We start from the raw sequence: 14,980 nt of genomic DNA, 5'->3' as shown, positions 1-14,980 counted from the left end.
CTGGAACGCACTGAAGGAGTACGTCGCATGGACGCGACCCCCCGCCCCGCGCGGCTGGCTGTCGGAGTGATCTCGGCGGGCCGGGTGGGCTCGGTGCTGGGCGCCGCCCTGACCAGGGCGGGCCACGTCGTCGGCGCGGTGTCCGCGGTCTCGCGGGAGTCCCTGCGCCGGGCCGAGGAGCTGCTGCCGGACGTGCCGGTGCTGTCGCCGCCCGAGGTGGCCGCCTCCGCGGACCTCGTGCTGCTGGCCGTGCCGGACGACGAGCTGGCCGGGTTGGTGCGCGGGCTGGTCGCCACCGGGTCGTTGCGGGCCGGGCAGATCGTGGTGCACACCAGCGGGGCGCAGGGCATCTCGGTGCTGGAGCCCGCCGCGGCCGTCGGGGCGCTGTGCGTCGCGCTGCACCCGGTGATGACCTTCACCGGACGTGCCGAGGACGTCGAGCGGATGACCGCGTGCTCGGTCGGGGTGACCGCCGCGGACGGCGACGACGTCGCCTGGAACGTGGGCGAGGCGCTGGTCGTGGAGATGTCCGCCGAGCCGGTGCGCATCCCGGAGACCGCCCGCCCGCTGTACCACGCGGCGCTGGCGCACGGGGCGAACCACCTGATCACGCTGGTCGCGGACTGCGCGGACCTGCTGCGGTCGTCGGGCATCGCCGACGCGGAGCGCGTGCTGGGGCCGTTGCTGTCGGCGGCGCTGGACAACGTGCTGCGGCACGGTGACCGGGCGCTGACCGGGCCGGTGGCGCGCGGTGACGCCGGGACCGTGGCCAAGCACCTGCGTGTGCTGGCCGCCGAGGCGCCTGACACCCTTGCCCCGTACCGAGTTCTCGCGCGCCGAACCGTCGACCGCGCGCAGGCCGCCGGGCTGCTCAAGCCCGAACCGGCCGCCGACGTCCGCACCACTCTTGAGGACCGATGACCAAGCCGCTGACCAGAGACGACTACGTGCCCAACGACGTCACGGTGCACCGCGACCCGGACCGGTTGCGGCGGGTGGTCCGCGCGCTGCGAGCCGCCGGTCGCAACATCGCGCTGGTGCCCACCATGGGCGCGCTGCACGAGGGTCACCGGAAGCTGATCCGCGAAGCGCACGTCATGCAGAACACCGTGGTCGTGGTGTCGATCTTCGTCAACCCGACGCAGTTCGGGCCGTCGGAGGACTTCTCCCGGTACCCGCGGACCTTCGAGTCCGATGTGGACACCTGCCGGGCCGAGCGGGTCGGGCTGGTGTTCGCGCCGTCGGTGGAGGACATGTACCGGCCCGGGTCGACCGTGACGGTGTCGGCCGGGCCGTTGGGGGAGGAGTTGGAGGGCGCGTCGCGGCCGGGGCACTTCGCCGGGGTGCTGACCGTGGTGTCGAAGCTGTTCAACATCGTGCAGCCGACGTACGCGGTGTTCGGGGAGAAGGACTACCAGCAGCTGACGTTGATCCACCGGATGGCCCGGGACCTGGACTTCCCGGTCGACGTGGTGGGGGTGCCGACGGTTCGCGAGGCGGACGGGTTGGCGTTGTCCTCGCGGAACCGGTACTTGTCGGAGGACGAGCGCGCGGCGGCCACGGCGCTGTCGGCGGCGCTGGTCGCGGGTGCGCACGTGAGCGGGCGGGGGGCGGAGGCGGTGCTGAAGGCCGCGTCCGAGACCCTGGCCGCCGAGCCCCGGGTCGAGCTGGACTACCTGGAGCTGCGGGCGCCGGACCTGGGGCCGGCACCGGAGAACGGTGACGCGCGGCTGCTCGTCGCCGCACGGGTGGGCACCACCCGACTGATCGACAACGCCGCCGTGCTGCTCGGCACCGGCGACGAGTGAGGGGGACCGCGATGTTCCGCACCATGCTCAAGTCGAAGATCCACCGGGCCACCGTGACCCAGGCCGACCTGCACTACGTGGGGTCGGTGACGGTGGACCTGGACCTGATGGAGGCCGCCGACCTGCTCGCCGGCGAGCAGGTGGCGATCGTGGACGTGACCAACGGGGCCCGGCTGGAGACCTACGTCATCCCCGGTGAGCGGGGGACGGGGGTGCTCGGCATCAACGGGGCCGCCGCGCACCTGGTGAAGCCCGGTGACCTGGTGATCCTCATCGCGTACGGCCAGATGGACGACGCGGAGGCCCGTGCTTACGAGCCGAAGATCGTGTTCGTGGACGCGGAGAACAAGGTCGTGGAGCTGGGCGCGGACCCGGCGCACGCGCCGGAGGGGTCCGGGTTGGTGAGCGGGGCCGTGGTGGAGTCCGGGTTGGAGTCGGTGACGGTGCTGGAGACGGTGTCGGAGACCGAGGACGCCACGGCGTTGGACGCGTTGATCCAAGCTGAGAACTGAGTCGGTCGGTCGGCCTGCCGTGCCGGTCGCACCGGCTCCGGTCCGGACCGGCTCCGGTTCGGATCGGCCACGAGAGAGGGAACTCCGTGCTGCTCGCCATCGATGTCGGCAACACAAACATCGTGCTGGGGTTGTACGACGGGACCGGGGACAGGGCTGACCTGGTCCGCGACTGGCGGATGCGCACCGACGCGCGGATGACCGCCGACGAGCTCGCGCTGACCATGCGCGGGTTGCTGGGCGAGTACGCGGACAAGATCACCGGGATCTCGGCGCTGTCCACGGTGCCGGCGGTGTTGCGCGAGCTGCGGGTGATGCTGGGGCGGTACTACTCGGCCGTGCCGAAGGTGCTCGTCGAGCCCGGCGTGCGGACCGGGGTGCCGCTGCTGGTGGACAACCCCAAGGAGGTCGGGTCGGACCGGGTGATCAACACCCTGGCGGCGCACCACCTGTACAGCACGGCTTGTGTGGTGGTGGACTTCGGTACGTCCACGAACCTGGACGTGATCTCGGCCAAGGGCGAGTTCCTGGGCGGGGCGTTGGCTCCCGGGATCGAGATCTCCGTGGACGCGCTGGCCGCCCGCGCCGCGCAGTTGCGGAAGGTGGAGCTGGTCCGGCCCCGGTCGGTGATCGGGAAGAACACGGTGGAGTGCCTGCAGTCCGGGATCGTGTACGGGTTCGTGGGGCAGGTGGACGGGCTGGTCCGGCGGATCGTGGACGAGTTGCAGGTGACGGAGCCGGGGGCGGTGGCGGTGATCGCCACGGGTGGGCTGGCGCCGTTGGTGGTAGCGGAATCGGCGACGATCCACGCGCATGTGCCGGATTTGACGTTGTTGGGGTTGCGGCTGGTGTTTGAGCGCAACATGCGGTGATCGTCCGGGAGTCCGGGAGTCCGGGAGTCCGGGAGTCCGGGAGTCCGGGGGGCAGGGGGCAGGGGGCAGGGATTGTCGTACCTGCGTGGTTGGGTGTGTGTCGGGGGCGTTCACGTCGAGGGGACGCTTGCGAAGCGTGGCCTCGGGGTGGTTTCAGTGGCTTGGGGTCTACGGGCGTAAGGGCGTCCTCGCCGGACGGGCAGACCGCCAAGGATGCCCCGCAAAGCTCTTCGAGCTTTGAGGTGCGGGTCTGCGTGTCCTCCCCGTATGACCTGGTCGGAGACAACCACATGCGTCAAGGGCAGATCGATCATGTGGGTGCGGTGGTCGCGCGACCGATCTGCCCTTGACACATGCGGTTCGCTGGCGCGCAGGCCATACGGGGATGACACGCAGGGCAGAGGTATGCGCGCGGGGCGCGTGGGCCGAGGCGAGGGTTGGGCGCGTGGGCCGAGGGCGCGAGGCGAAGTGCGGGAGCACAGGCGCGGGAGTCTCGGGCGCGAAGGCGGAGCGCGGTGGTGAGGGCGGAGCGAAGGAGTTGAGGGTGTGCGGGGGTCAGGTGCGGATGGTGCGTTCCACGTAGGTGATGAGTGGTAGGTCGAACTCGCCGGTGGCGGTTGGTGGGTTGGTGTGGAGGAAGGTCAGTGTTCGTTGTAGGAGTTGGTCTCGTTCTTCCTTGGGGATGACCAGGGTGTGCGAGTGGGTGCCGATGGTGATTACCAGGGTTTCCGCCGTCCTCCGGTGGGTGTGGGGGAACTCGTCGGTTTCCGTGTCCCTGAACAGGGTGTGGTCCGGCATCGCGTAGGTCGGGGTGCTGGGTGTGCTGGCGGAGGACTGGATGATCCGGTCGAACTCGGCTGCCCAGGGGACGGTGGCGTCGATGTTGTTCCACAGGCCCGCGAGCACTCCGCCGGGCCGCAGCACGCGGGCGATCTCGGGCATGGACCTGGTCGGGTCGAACCAGTGGAACGCCTGGCCCACCACCACTGCGTCCACCGTGCCGTCGGGGACGGGGATGCGTTCCGCTGTCCCGGGCAGGGCCCGGACGCCGCCGTGCCTGCGCACCAGTTCCGAGAGCATCGACTCGTCCGGCTCCACCGCGGTGACCTGGTGGCCTTCCGCGACGAGCACGCCGGTGAGCTTGCCGGTGCCCGCACCCAGGTCCAGGACGCGGTGGTGGCCCGGTCCCAGCGGGGCCAGTGCCCAGCGGACGGCCGCTGCCGGGTAGTCCGGGCGGTGTTCGGCGTAGGTGTGGGCGTGGGGCCCGAAGGAGTTCGCCCGGCGAGCACTCAAGTCATCACTCGTCACCGTCCCCACCATAGTGAGAACCCGTTCGAATCCCCGAACGGTTCTTCCGTACGCTTCCCCCCGTGAGTGAGCAGCCTGCGAACCCTTCCGCGACCAGTGACGACGATCTTCCCGAGCAGCTGCGCGTGCGCCGGGAGAAGCGGGTGCGGTTGCTGGAACGCGGGGTCGATCCCTATCCCGTCGAACTGCCTCGCACGCACACGTTGCGTGAGGTCCGCGAGGCGCACCAGGGGCTCGAACCCGATGTCTCGACCGGGCAGGTCGTCGGTGTCACCGGACGCGTGATGTTCATCCGCAACACCGGGAAGTTGTGCTTCGCGACGCTGCGCGAAGGCGACGGCACCGAACTCCAGGCCATGCTGAGCCTGAACGGGGTGGGCGAGCAGGGGCTGGCGGAATGGAAGTCCGACGTCGACTTGGGCGACCACGTATTCGTGCGCGGCGAGGTCATCACCTCGCGGCGTGGTGAACTCTCCGTGATGGCGCAGGAGTGGCGGCTGGCCGCGAAGGCCCTTCGGCCGCTTCCGGTGGCACACAAGGAACTGGCCGAGGAAACCCGCATTCGGCAGCGGTACGTCGATCTCATCGTCCGTGACCAGGCCCGCAACACGGTGCGCAACCGGGCCGCCGTGGTGCGGTCGTTGCGGGACTCCTTCCACCGGCGCGGATTCATCGAAGTCGAGACCCCGATGTTGCAGACGTTGCAGGGTGGTGCGACGGCCCGCCCGTTCGTCACCCACTCCAACGCCCTGGACATCGACCTGTTCCTGAGGATCGCTCCCGAGCTGTACCTCAAGCGGTGCGTGGTCGGGGGTATCGAGAAGGTCTTCGAGATCAACCGCAACTTCCGCAACGAAGGCATGGACTCGTCCCATTCGCCCGAGTTCTCCATGCTGGAGTACTACGAGGCGTACGCCACCTACGAGACCAACGCCGTGCTGACCCGCGAGCTGGTGCAGGAGGCCGCGATGGCGGTCACCGGTTCGCACGTGGTGACGCTGGCCGACGGCGAGGAGTACGACCTCGGCGGCGAGTGGACCACGCTGGGCATGTACGAGTCGCTGTCCGAGGCCGTCGGCGAGGAGGTCACGCCCGGGACACCGGCCGAGCACCTCCGCAAGCTCGCGGACAAGGCGGGTCTGGAGACCGACCCGAAGTTCGGCCACGGCAAGCTCGTCGAGGAGCTGTGGGAGCACCTGGTCGGGGGACGGCTGTACGCGCCCACGTTTGTCCGGGATTTCCCGGTCGAGACCTCCCCGCTGACCCGTCAGCACCGCAGCCGGCCGGGCGTGGCCGAAAAGTGGGACCTGTACGTGCGCGGATTCGAGTTGGGCACGGGATACTCGGAACTGGTCGACCCGGTGGTGGAGCGGGAGCGGCTGGAAGCCCAGGCGCGGTTGAGTGCCGCCGGCGACGTCGAGGCGATGCCGGTGGACGAAGACTTTCTGCGATCGCTGGAGTACGGAATGCCACCGACCGGTGGTGTCGGAATGGGCATCGACCGACTGCTGATGGCCATCACCGGTCTCGGTATCCGGGAGACGATCCTGTTCCCCCTCGTGCGCCCTGAATGAAGTAACTTCTCGGACTCCGGTCTGCGCATTGCGGTACTTGTGCGCTAACCTGCACTCGACAATGCTTTGGTCGCGGTCGGGGAACAACCGCGCATTCGGAGTCCAGGAGGAAACGCATGGCGCAGAAGGTCACCGTGACCCTGGTCGATGACCTGGACGGCGGGAAGGCAGAGGAGACGGTCGGCTTCGGTTTGGACGGTGTGTCCTACGAGATCGACCTTTCTTCGGGCAATGCGGGCAGGCTCCGCGATGCACTCGCCGACTTCGTCGCCAGCGCTCGCAAGGCGGGCGGCCGCAAGCGCGGTCCGGGCCGCCCGGCCGGCGTGAAGGCGGCACGTCCGGCATCGGCCGATCGCGAGCAGAACCAGGCGATTCGGGAGTGGGCCCGCAAGCAGGGGATGAAGGTGTCCGATCGTGGGCGCATCCCTGCCGAGGTGCTGGAGGCCTACCACCAGCAGGGCTGAGCCGATGGCTCATCGCGTGGCGCAGGCCACGGCCATTACGTCAATCGACGAAGGGGTGCCGGTTTCGACCGGCGCCCCTTGGTTGTGCCCGGTCGCAGTTTCCCGGCCTCGGTTGTTTTGGGCAACCGATCGGTGCGCACGGGGCCACCGGAAGTGATCTCCGACGTGATCTTGCGGTCCACCGGAAGGTGAAGTTCGCAACGATCTCGACGACACCGCGGATCGCTCGGGTCAACGGCCGGCGGAAGGGGCCGAACGGTCCAGCGCGGGCGCGGCGGACGCCGGTTTCTTCGCTCAGCAGACGCGCGGACAGGTGGCGCAGGCTTCCGCGCCGGGCAGGGCGAAGTGGAAGCAGCAGCTTTCCCGGCGGCGGGTCCAACCGGATTCCGCGGCGCGCAGCGTCGACGCCGACGTGAACGGGTCGAGCCGGTCCGGCAGCAGCAGCGCCGAGTCGGCCGCGCCCGCCGCCTCGTCGCCGCGGAGCTGCCCGGCGGTCCAGGCGGCGCTGTCCAGCGCGTCGGTGGCGGCGGCCCACAGCTGGCGCCTGCCCAGCCGGACGGTCGGCCCGAAGGACGCCACGAACCGGGTCGCGTGGGCGGCGAACCGGGCTCGCAGCAGAGCGGCCAGCGCGTGGTCGTCGGCCACCGCGGCAGCCGCCGGGTGGTCGGCCTCCGGGTCGTCGGGCAGGCACGCGAAGTCGTCGGCGAGCAGCGCCAGGCCGATCACGTGCGGGCGGTCCTCGCCCGCGATGCGGATCGCCACGTCCGAGGGGCGCAGCGACGGGACGCGACGCGCCAGGTGGAACAGGGTGCCGCCGAGCATCCCGACCGCGCTGAGGTACCAGCTCATCACGTAGCCGCCGGTGGTGCGGTCCGGCGCGTCGCCGTACTGGGCCCGCAGCCACCCGGCGAGGGTCTCCCGCCAGGTGTCGAACCCGCTCGGCTCGGCGAGCAGGGTCTCCGCGACCACCCAGCCCCGGTCCGCCGCGCCGACCGGAAGGCCGAACCGGATCTCACACCATTGGGTGAGTGCGTCCGCCCGAGTGACGGATCCGGCGATCGGCGTGCACGCGTCGCGCACGACTGCCCTCGCCGGTACGGTCATGTCAGAAGGTCCTCGGGTGGGTTCGGATGAGGTATGCCTAACCTTATCGAGGTTCACCGGAGTCGGGGTCGTGCGGTGACGCCGGTCACGCTGCGTGTCGCCGGGGCGGCCGGGTGTTCGCGCTCAGCGGACATCGCCCGATCCGTGGAATCTGCCAGGCAGATCACGCGTTGGTACCGATGTCAGAGATCCCCGAAGGTGACTGCACGCGAACGGGAACTGAGAGTGTCGGGGCTGACGACTACAGTGGTCCCACGGTGCCGCGCTCTCCACGGTATGCCAGTGGCGAGCCCGAGGACCGCCGGCGCAGCAGTCAGGGAGTGCGAATGTTCGAAAGGTTCACCGACCGCGCGAGGCGGGTGGTTGTCCTGGCCCAGGAAGAGGCCAGGATGCTCAACCACAACTACATCGGCACCGAGCACATCCTCCTGGGCTTGATCCACGAGGGTGAAGGTGTCGCCGCCAAGGCGCTGGAGTCGTTGGGGATCGCGCTGGAGGGCGTCCGCCAGCAGGTCGAGGAGATCATCGGCCAGGGGCAGCAGGCCCCGTCCGGCCACATCCCCTTCACCCCGCGCGCCAAGAAGGTGCTCGAGCTGTCTTTGCGCGAAGCGCTCCAGCTCGGGCACAACTACATCGGCACGGAGCACATCCTGCTCGGCCTGATCCGCGAGGGCGAGGGTGTCGCCGCGCAGGTCCTGGTCAAGCTGGGCGCGGACCTCAACCGCGTCCGCCAGCAGGTGCTCCAGCTGCTGTCCGGCTACTCCGGGGGCAAGGAGCCCGCCGAGTCCGGCGGCCGCGGTGAGGGCACCCCGTCCTCGTCCCTGGTCCTCGACCAGTTCGGGCGCAACCTGACCGCCAGCGCGCGGGAGGGCAAGCTCGACCCGGTGATCGGGCGCACCAAGGAGATCGAGCGGGTCATGCAGGTGCTGTCCCGCCGCACCAAGAACAACCCGGTCCTCATCGGCGAGCCCGGCGTCGGCAAGACCGCCGTCGTCGAAGGCCTGGCGCAGATGGTGGTCAAGGGCGAGGTGCCCGAGACGCTCAAGGACAAGCAGCTCTACACCCTGGACCTGGGCTCGCTGGTGGCGGGCTCGCGTTACCGCGGTGACTTCGAGGAGCGCCTGAAGAAGGTGCTCAAGGAGATCCGCACCCGCGGCGACATCATCCTGTTCATCGACGAGATTCACACGTTGGTGGGCGCGGGCGCGGCCGAGGGCGCGATCGACGCGGCCTCGATCCTCAAGCCCATGCTGGCCCGCGGCGAGCTCCAGACCATCGGCGCGACCACGCTCGACGAGTACCGCAAGTACGTCGAGAAGGACCCCGCCCTGGAGCGCCGGTTCCAGCCGATCCAGGTCGGCGAGCCGTCCCTGGAGCACACCATCGAGATCCTCAAGGGTCTGCGCGACCGGTACGAGGCGCACCACCGCGTCTCGATCACCGACTCGGCGCTGGTCGCGGCCGCCACGCTGGCCGACCGGTACATCAACGACCGGTTCCTGCCGGACAAGGCGATCGACCTGATCGACGAGGCGGGCGCCCGGATGCGCATCCGCCGGATGACCGCCCCGCCGGACCTGCGCGAGTTCGACGAGAAGATCGCCGACGTGCGTCGCGAGAAGGAATCCGCGATCGACGCGCAGGACTTCGAGCGGGCCGCCAAGCTGCGCGACTCCGAGAAGCAGCTGCTGGGCCAGAAGGCCGAGCGGGAGAAGCAGTGGAAGGACGGCGACCTCGACGTCGTCGCCGAGGTGGACGACGAGCAGATCGCCGAGGTGCTGGCGAACTGGACCGGCATCCCGGTGTTCAAGCTCACCGAGGAGGAGACCACCCGTCTGCTCCGCATGGAGGACGAGCTGCACAAGCGGATCATCGGCCAGGTCGACGCGGTCAAGGCCGTGTCGCAGGCGATCCGCCGCACCCGGGCCGGCCTGAAGGACCCGAAGCGCCCCTCCGGGTCGTTCATCTTCGCGGGCCCGTCCGGCGTCGGCAAGACCGAGCTGTCCAAGGCCCTGGCGAACTTCCTGTTCGGCGAGGACGACGCGCTCATCCAGATCGACATGGGCGAGTTCCACGACCGGTACACCGCGTCCCGGCTGTTCGGTGCCCCTCCCGGCTACGTCGGCTACGAAGAGGGCGGCCAGCTCACCGAGAAGGTGCGCCGCAAGCCGTTCTCCGTGGTGCTGTTCGACGAGATCGAGAAGGCGCACCAGGAGGTGTACAACACGCTGCTCCAGGTGCTGGAGGACGGCCGGCTGACCGACGGCCAGGGCCGGACGGTGGACTTCAAGAACACCGTCATCATCTTCACCTCCAACCTGGGCACGTCGGACATCTCCAAGGCCGTGGGCCTGGGCTTCACCTCCGGCCAGGACACCGCGTCGAACTACGAGCGGATGAAGAACAAGGTCAACGACGAGCTGAAGAAGCACTTCCGCCCGGAGTTCCTCAACCGCATCGACGACATCATCGTGTTCCACCAGCTCACGCAGGACGAGATCATCAAGATGGTGGACCTGATGATCGCCCGCGTCGAGACGCAGCTGAAGAACAAGGACATGGCGATCGAGCTGACCGACCGCGCGAAGAAGCTGCTCGCCAAGCGCGGCTTCGACCCGGTGCTCGGTGCCCGTCCGCTGCGCCGGACCATCCAGCGCGAGATCGAGGACCAGCTGTCGGAGAAGATCCTGTTCGGCGAGATCCAGCCGGGCCAGATCATCATCACCGACGTCGAGGGCTGGGACGGCGAGACCGAGTCGGACGACAAGGCCCGCTTCGTCTTCCGGGGCGAATCGAAGCCGCTGAACGTCCCCGACGCCCCGCCGGTCGACCTCGCCGCCTCGTCCGGTGGCGACACCGGCGAGTCGGACGCCGAGTCGGCCTGACAGGTCTGACGGCTGCGGCCTGACGGTCTGCTGAGACAGCGCAAGCGCCCCCTGGGAACATCCAGGGGGCGTTTCCGCGCGTATCCCCCTGCTCAGTGCAGCGTGCCGCCCGTGGTGTGCAGGTCGTCCGTCCGGGTGATCGTGGTGCGGATGATCAGGTCCAAGGCGCGCGTCACGGTGGCCGTCTCCAGGCTGGGCGCGTCCGTGTGCCCCTGTTCCGGCGCGTAGGGGATGTGCACGAAACCGGCGCGGACGCCCTCGAACTCGGTCGCGACCAGGTGCATCAGCCCGTAGAACACGTGGTTGCACACGAACGTCCCCGCCGTGTGCGACACGGCCGCCGGGATGTCGGCCGAGCGCAGAGCCGACACGCACGCCTTCACGGGCAGCGTGGTGAAGTACGCCGCCGGACCGCCGTCCACCACCGGGACGTCGATCGGCTGGTGGCCGGCGTTGTCCGGGATCCGCGCGTCGTCCAGGTTGATCGCCACGCGCTCCGGGGTCACCGCGTCCCGCCCGCCCGCCTGCCCCACGCAGATCACCACGTCGGGGGAGTGCCGCGTCACCAGCTCGCGCACCGCCCCCACCGACGCCCCGAACTCGCACGGCAGCTCGGCCGTCACCAGCCGGTACCCCTGAGGCGTCACCGCCCGCACCGCATCCCAGGAGGGATTGGTGTCCTCGCCCCCGAACGGCTCGAAGCCCGTCAGCACCACTTTCACTCGGGCAGACTAGTTGTCGTGGCCGACATCGAGGAACGCCGTCCGAGGAGCAAGGCCGCGACGTTCCTGCTGGTGATCGCCACCACAGCGTTCGTCGTGGCCGCCGCACTCCGACTGCTGGGCATCGACGGCACCCGGCACATGGTGGCCACCACCGCCCTGGTGCCCTACGTCACGGCGGTCGGCGTGCTGTTGGGCGCGATCGCCCTGCTGCTGCGCCGGTGGCTGGTCGGCACCGTGACGTTGCTGGTCGCGCTGGTGCTGGTGGCGGCGGTCGCGCCGCGCGCGTTCCCCGACTCGCGACCGATCGGGGTGGGCCAGCAGGTCCGGGTCATGGCGGCGAACCTGCTGGTGGGACGAGCCGAGGCGGAGGCCGTCGTGGAGGCGGTGCGGGCGCACGAGGTGGACGTGCTGGCGCTCCAGGAGCTGACGCCGGCGATGGTCCGCGACTTCGAACGCGCCGGCCTGGACGAGGTGCTGCCGCACCGGGTGTTCCTGGCCGAGCCGGGCGCTTCGGGGTCGGGGATCGCCTCGCGCTACCCGCTGACCGCGCGCGACCTCGCCGCGCCGAGCACGTTGCGCCAGGCGGGCGCGTTGGTGGACCTGCCCGGCGAGGACCTGGAGGTGGTGTCCGTCCACCCGCTGCCGCCGGTCGTGCCGGACGGCCCGGAGACCTGGCAGCGGGACATGGCGGGCCTGCCGCAACGCGACCTGAACGGTCCGTTCCGGGTGCTGGCGGGCGACTTCAACGCCACGCTCGACCACGTGGGCCTGCGCCGGCTGCTCAACCAGGGCTACGTGGACGCCGCCGACCAGGTCGGCGCGGGGCTGGACCCGACGTGGCCGTCCGGCGCGGTGTGGCCGCCGCCGGTCGTCATCGACCACGTCCTGGTGGACAACCGGTGCCCGGTGGACACGTTCCAGGTGATCGACATCCCCGGCAGCGACCACCGGGCGATCGTCACGCAGTTCGTCGTGCCAGCTCCGTGAGCGCCGCCAGGGCGCCCATCCGCAGTGCCACCCCGCGCCCGTGCCGCACCTCCGGCTCGCGCGGGTTGATCCTGATCAGCGCCCCGGACGCGGCACTGGCCAGCTCCGCCTGCCGCCGCACGGTCGGCACCGCCAGCCCGGCGCCCAGTTCGAGCACCACCAGGCCGCGCACGGTGCGCCGCCACGCCGTGAGCTCGTCCAACGCCCGCTGACTCGGACCGGCGATCCACGACCAGTCGCCGAACATGAGGATGTTCGGCCGCGCCAGGCCGCCGCAGTTGCGGCACGACGGCAGCGGTCCGGTGGCGCGCATGGTCTCCGGGTCGACGGTGACCGCGAGGTCGTCGGCGGGCCACACGTCGTCCGTGCACGGCTCGACGCACTGGAGGCGGTGGATCGACCCGTGCACCTCGGCGACGTCCGCGAGCCCGGCGCGCTGGAACTGCCCGTCCACGTTCGACGTGAACACCCGCGCGCCCCAGGACCGCAGTACGTCGAAGCCCGCGTGCGGCCGGGTGGTCCGGTAGAGGTCCAGGCGGTGGCCGTAGAAGCCCCAGGCGAGGGACGGGTCCTCCACGAAGTGCACCGGGTCGGCGAGTTCGGCGAACCGCAGCCCCAGCCGCGCGTAGGGCGGGTACGCCTGCCAGAACCCGTGGTCGCCCCGGAAGTCCGGCAGCCCCGAGTCGACGCCCATCCCGGCGCCCGCGCACACCAGCACCGCCTCCGCGCCCGCGATCAGCTCGGCCGCTCGCTCCAGCCCCGCGTGGTCGACAGCCGCGTCGTCCCGGCCCGCGTCGTCGGGAGCCGTGTGATCGCGAGCCGCGTGATCGGGAGTCGCGTGGCCCTGGCTCGCGTGCTCAGGGCGCGCTCGGTCGGGACGTGCGTCCGGTCGGTCCTGCTCGGTGGTGTCCGGGTCAGTCACGCTTCGGGTCGGAGCTGAGCACGACCTCGAACTCCAGCAGGTCGGAGCCGGTGCCCACGGGCTTGGCCCGCTCGCCCGAGTGCGCCTCGCGCGCCCCGCTGCCCAGCCAGTTCTGGAAGTCCTCGTCGGTCTCCCAGTGCGTGACCACGAAGTACCGGTCGTCGCCCGCGACCGGCCGGAGCAGCTGGAAGCCCAGGAACCCGGGCGACGAGTCCACCGCTCCGAGCCGCTTGGCGAACCGCTTCTCCAGCTCCGGGCCGGAACCGTCGGGAACGTGGATCGCGTTGATCTTCACAACCGCCATGCCACCGACGTTAGCAGGGCCGGGCCCGCCGCCGGTCCGCTAGCGCCGGAGCGGGCCGGGCCACAGGTACTGGTCGGATGGGAGTTCGTCGCCCCGGAACCAGGCCGCGAAGAAGCCGTCCAGGTCCTGCCCCGACACCTGCTCGACGTGCGCCTCGAACTCCGGCCACGACGCGTTCCCGTCCCGGTTCCGGGCGGTCCAGGTCTGCAGCACCTTGTCGAACGACTCGTCGCCGATCTGCCGGCGCAGGGCGTGCACCGCGAGCTGGCCCTTGTCGTACACGCCGCGGAACTCGTTGCCCCGGCCCATGTCGTACAGCTTGCGGTTCCAGTAGCCGCCGGAGTCGTCGGTGCGCTCGACCTCCGAGCGGTAGCGGTCGTCGAGGTTGACGCCTTCCTTCGCCTCGGCCCACTGCCATTGCGCGTAGCTGGCGAAGCACTCGTTGAGGCAGATGTCGGCCCAGGACCGCAGGCTCACCGAGTCGCCGAACCACTGGTGCGCGTTCTCGTGCACCACGGTCTCCAGGTCGGCCCACCCCGCGTAGATCGGGCGGGTCTGGGTCTCCAGGGAGAAGCCGATGTTGTCGGCCAGGAAGATGCCGCCCGCCGACCGGAACGGGTAAGGGCCGTACTTCGCGGACAGGAACGCCAGGATCTCCGGCAGCCGCTGCTGGTCCGCACGGGCACCCAGCGCACCGGGCGCGTAGGCGTTCACCACCGGGGTGCCGTCGGGCAGGGTCGAGCGGTCGACCGTCCACTTGTCGATCGCCACCGTGGCCAGGTAGGTCGCCATGGGCTGCTCGGCGTTCCACCGGAACGTGGTCCACCCGTCGGCCTGGGTGCTGCCTTCCTCCACCCCGTTGGACACCACCGACCAACCGTCCGGCACGCGGGCCGACAGCTTGAACGACGCCTTGTCGCGCGGCGTGTCGTTGGCCGGGAACCAGGTGGTCGCCGAGTGCGGTTCACCCGCCGCGAACGCACCGCCGGACGCGGAGATCTGCCAGCCGCTGCGCCCCAGCGCCCGGTCCTCGAACATGGTCGGCTCACCGCCGTAGGTCACGGACACGGTGAACTGCTCGTCCTTGCGCAGCGGCTTCGCCGGCGTGACGACCAGCTCGTGCTCGCCCTCCTGGCTGAACGCGGCCCGCTCGTCGCCGACGGCCACCTCGGACGCCTCCAACTTGTACAGGTCCAGGTTGAACCGGCTGAGGTCGGCCGTCGCGGTTGCCGTGATCAGCGCTTTCCCGTCCAGCTTGCGGGTCGCCGGGTCGTAGCTGACGGCCACGTCGTAGCCGCCGACGTCGTAGCCGGTGTTGCCGTCCTGCGGGTAGTACGGGTCGCCCGCGCCGTCACCGCCCTCCGCGTCGACCACCGGGGGAGTGCCGCTCGCGGCGGGCACGTCCTGCGGCTGCGGCCCCGGTGCGCCGGGCAGCTCGGCGACCAGCACCCCGGCGACCACCAGCACGAGTGCCGCGACGAGCAGGTAAGGGCGGGCCTTGGGGCTGATTGCCAT

The 14,980-nt window shown here is 70.4% G+C and carries 14 protein-coding genes; 8 read left to right on the top strand and 6 right to left on the bottom strand.

Annotation, left to right across the window (positions count from 1 at the left end; translation table 11 throughout):
* Positions 1–27 precede the first annotated feature (27 nt).
* The 4 genes from FHS29_RS16120 to FHS29_RS16105 all read left to right on the top strand — a co-directional run bounded on the left by FHS29_RS16120 (position 28) and on the right by FHS29_RS16105 (position 3,192).
* On the top strand, positions 28–921 hold the full coding sequence (locus tag FHS29_RS16120) for a Rossmann-like and DUF2520 domain-containing protein (RefSeq protein WP_184691447.1): 894 nt from the start codon (positions 28–30) through the stop codon (positions 919–921).
* Positions 918–1,808, top strand: a complete 891-nt coding sequence (gene panC / locus FHS29_RS16115) for a pantoate--beta-alanine ligase (protein ID WP_184691446.1) — start codon at positions 918–920, stop codon at positions 1,806–1,808. Before FHS29_RS16120 ends, panC begins: the two co-directional genes overlap by 4 nt.
* Positions 1,809–1,819: 11 nt before the next feature.
* Positions 1,820–2,320, top strand: a complete 501-nt coding sequence (gene panD / locus FHS29_RS16110) for an aspartate 1-decarboxylase (RefSeq protein ID WP_184691445.1) — start codon at positions 1,820–1,822, stop codon at positions 2,318–2,320.
* A gap of 86 nt (positions 2,321–2,406) precedes the next feature.
* Positions 2,407–3,192, top strand: a complete 786-nt coding sequence (locus tag FHS29_RS16105) for a type III pantothenate kinase (protein WP_184691444.1) — start codon at positions 2,407–2,409, stop codon at positions 3,190–3,192.
* A 555-nt stretch (positions 3,193–3,747) separates the two neighbouring features.
* Here the strand turns inward: FHS29_RS16105 and FHS29_RS16100 are convergent.
* Positions 3,748–4,512 carry a class I SAM-dependent methyltransferase gene (locus FHS29_RS16100; RefSeq protein WP_184691443.1) on the bottom strand — a complete coding sequence of 255 codons (765 nt, stop codon included), beginning with the start codon at positions 4,510–4,512 and terminating at the stop codon, positions 3,748–3,750.
* Positions 4,513–4,562: 50 nt separating this feature from the next.
* Between FHS29_RS16100 and lysS the strand changes: the two genes are divergently transcribed.
* Both lysS and FHS29_RS16090 read left to right on the top strand, forming a co-directional pair.
* Positions 4,563–6,074 (top strand): lysine--tRNA ligase, encoded by a 1,512-nt coding sequence (gene lysS, locus FHS29_RS16095; protein WP_184691442.1) that lies wholly within the window; start codon positions 4,563–4,565, stop codon positions 6,072–6,074.
* A 116-nt stretch (positions 6,075–6,190) separates the two neighbouring features.
* Positions 6,191–6,538 (top strand): histone-like nucleoid-structuring protein Lsr2, encoded by a 348-nt coding sequence (locus tag FHS29_RS16090; RefSeq protein WP_184691441.1) that lies wholly within the window; start codon positions 6,191–6,193, stop codon positions 6,536–6,538.
* A 294-nt stretch (positions 6,539–6,832) separates the two neighbouring features.
* Here the strand turns inward: FHS29_RS16090 and FHS29_RS16085 are convergent, their stop codons facing one another.
* Positions 6,833–7,642, bottom strand: coding sequence for a (2Fe-2S)-binding protein (locus FHS29_RS16085; RefSeq protein ID WP_184691440.1), 810 nt, complete (start codon positions 7,640–7,642; stop codon positions 6,833–6,835).
* A gap of 326 nt (positions 7,643–7,968) precedes the next feature.
* Between FHS29_RS16085 and FHS29_RS16080 the strand changes: the two genes are divergently transcribed.
* On the top strand, positions 7,969–10,527 hold the full coding sequence (locus tag FHS29_RS16080; protein WP_184691439.1) for an ATP-dependent Clp protease ATP-binding subunit: 2,559 nt from the start codon (positions 7,969–7,971) through the stop codon (positions 10,525–10,527).
* 92 nt (positions 10,528–10,619) lie between these two features.
* Here the strand turns inward: FHS29_RS16080 and pcp are convergent, their stop codons facing one another.
* Complete coding sequence (gene pcp, locus FHS29_RS16075; protein ID WP_184691438.1) at positions 10,620–11,249, bottom strand: pyroglutamyl-peptidase I; 630 nt, start codon at positions 11,247–11,249, stop codon at positions 10,620–10,622.
* An 18-nt stretch (positions 11,250–11,267) separates the two neighbouring features.
* Here pcp and FHS29_RS16070 point away from each other — a divergent pair, with 18 nt between their 5' ends.
* Complete coding sequence (locus FHS29_RS16070) at positions 11,268–12,239, top strand: endonuclease/exonuclease/phosphatase family protein (protein ID WP_184691437.1); 972 nt, start codon at positions 11,268–11,270, stop codon at positions 12,237–12,239.
* Here FHS29_RS16070 and FHS29_RS16065 read toward each other — a convergent pair.
* The 3 genes from FHS29_RS16065 to FHS29_RS16055 form a co-directional block, all read right to left on the bottom strand.
* Entirely contained in the window at positions 12,211–12,996 is a 786-nt protein-coding gene (locus FHS29_RS16065) for an SIR2 family NAD-dependent protein deacylase (RefSeq protein ID WP_246440406.1), read from the bottom strand. The genes FHS29_RS16070 and FHS29_RS16065 overlap by 29 nt on opposite strands.
* 157 nt (positions 12,997–13,153) lie before the next feature.
* A complete protein-coding gene (locus FHS29_RS16060) occupies positions 13,154–13,465 on the bottom strand; it encodes an antibiotic biosynthesis monooxygenase family protein (protein WP_184691436.1) in 312 nt (103 codons plus the stop codon).
* 39 nt (positions 13,466–13,504) lie between these two features.
* Entirely contained in the window at positions 13,505–14,980 is a 1,476-nt protein-coding gene (locus tag FHS29_RS16055; RefSeq protein WP_184691435.1) for a M1 family metallopeptidase, read from the bottom strand.

It is taken from the genome of Saccharothrix tamanrassetensis (assembly GCF_014203665.1).
GTDB lineage: Bacteria > Actinomycetota > Actinomycetes > Mycobacteriales > Pseudonocardiaceae > Actinosynnema > Actinosynnema tamanrassetense.
This window is presented reverse-complemented; position numbering and strand designations above follow the sequence as displayed.

Coding starts and splice junctions, on each gene's coding strand:
- panD (WP_184691445.1), top strand. CDS start 1,820: ATGTTCCGCACCATGCTCAAGTCGAAGATCCACCGGGCCACCGTGACC.
- FHS29_RS16085 (WP_184691440.1), bottom strand. CDS start 7,642: ATGACCGTACCGGCGAGGGCAGTCGTGCGCGACGCGTGCACGCCGATC.
- FHS29_RS16080 (WP_184691439.1), top strand. CDS start 7,969: ATGTTCGAAAGGTTCACCGACCGCGCGAGGCGGGTGGTTGTCCTGGCC.
- FHS29_RS16060 (WP_184691436.1), bottom strand. CDS start 13,465: ATGGCGGTTGTGAAGATCAACGCGATCCACGTTCCCGACGGTTCCGGC.
- FHS29_RS16120 (WP_184691447.1), top strand. CDS start 28: ATGGACGCGACCCCCCGCCCCGCGCGGCTGGCTGTCGGAGTGATCTCG.
- panC (WP_184691446.1), top strand. CDS start 918: ATGACCAAGCCGCTGACCAGAGACGACTACGTGCCCAACGACGTCACG.
- FHS29_RS16090 (WP_184691441.1), top strand. CDS start 6,191: ATGGCGCAGAAGGTCACCGTGACCCTGGTCGATGACCTGGACGGCGGG.
- FHS29_RS16100 (WP_184691443.1), bottom strand. CDS start 4,512: ATGGTGGGGACGGTGACGAGTGATGACTTGAGTGCTCGCCGGGCGAAC.
- FHS29_RS16055 (WP_184691435.1), bottom strand. CDS start 14,980: ATGGCAATCAGCCCCAAGGCCCGCCCTTACCTGCTCGTCGCGGCACTC.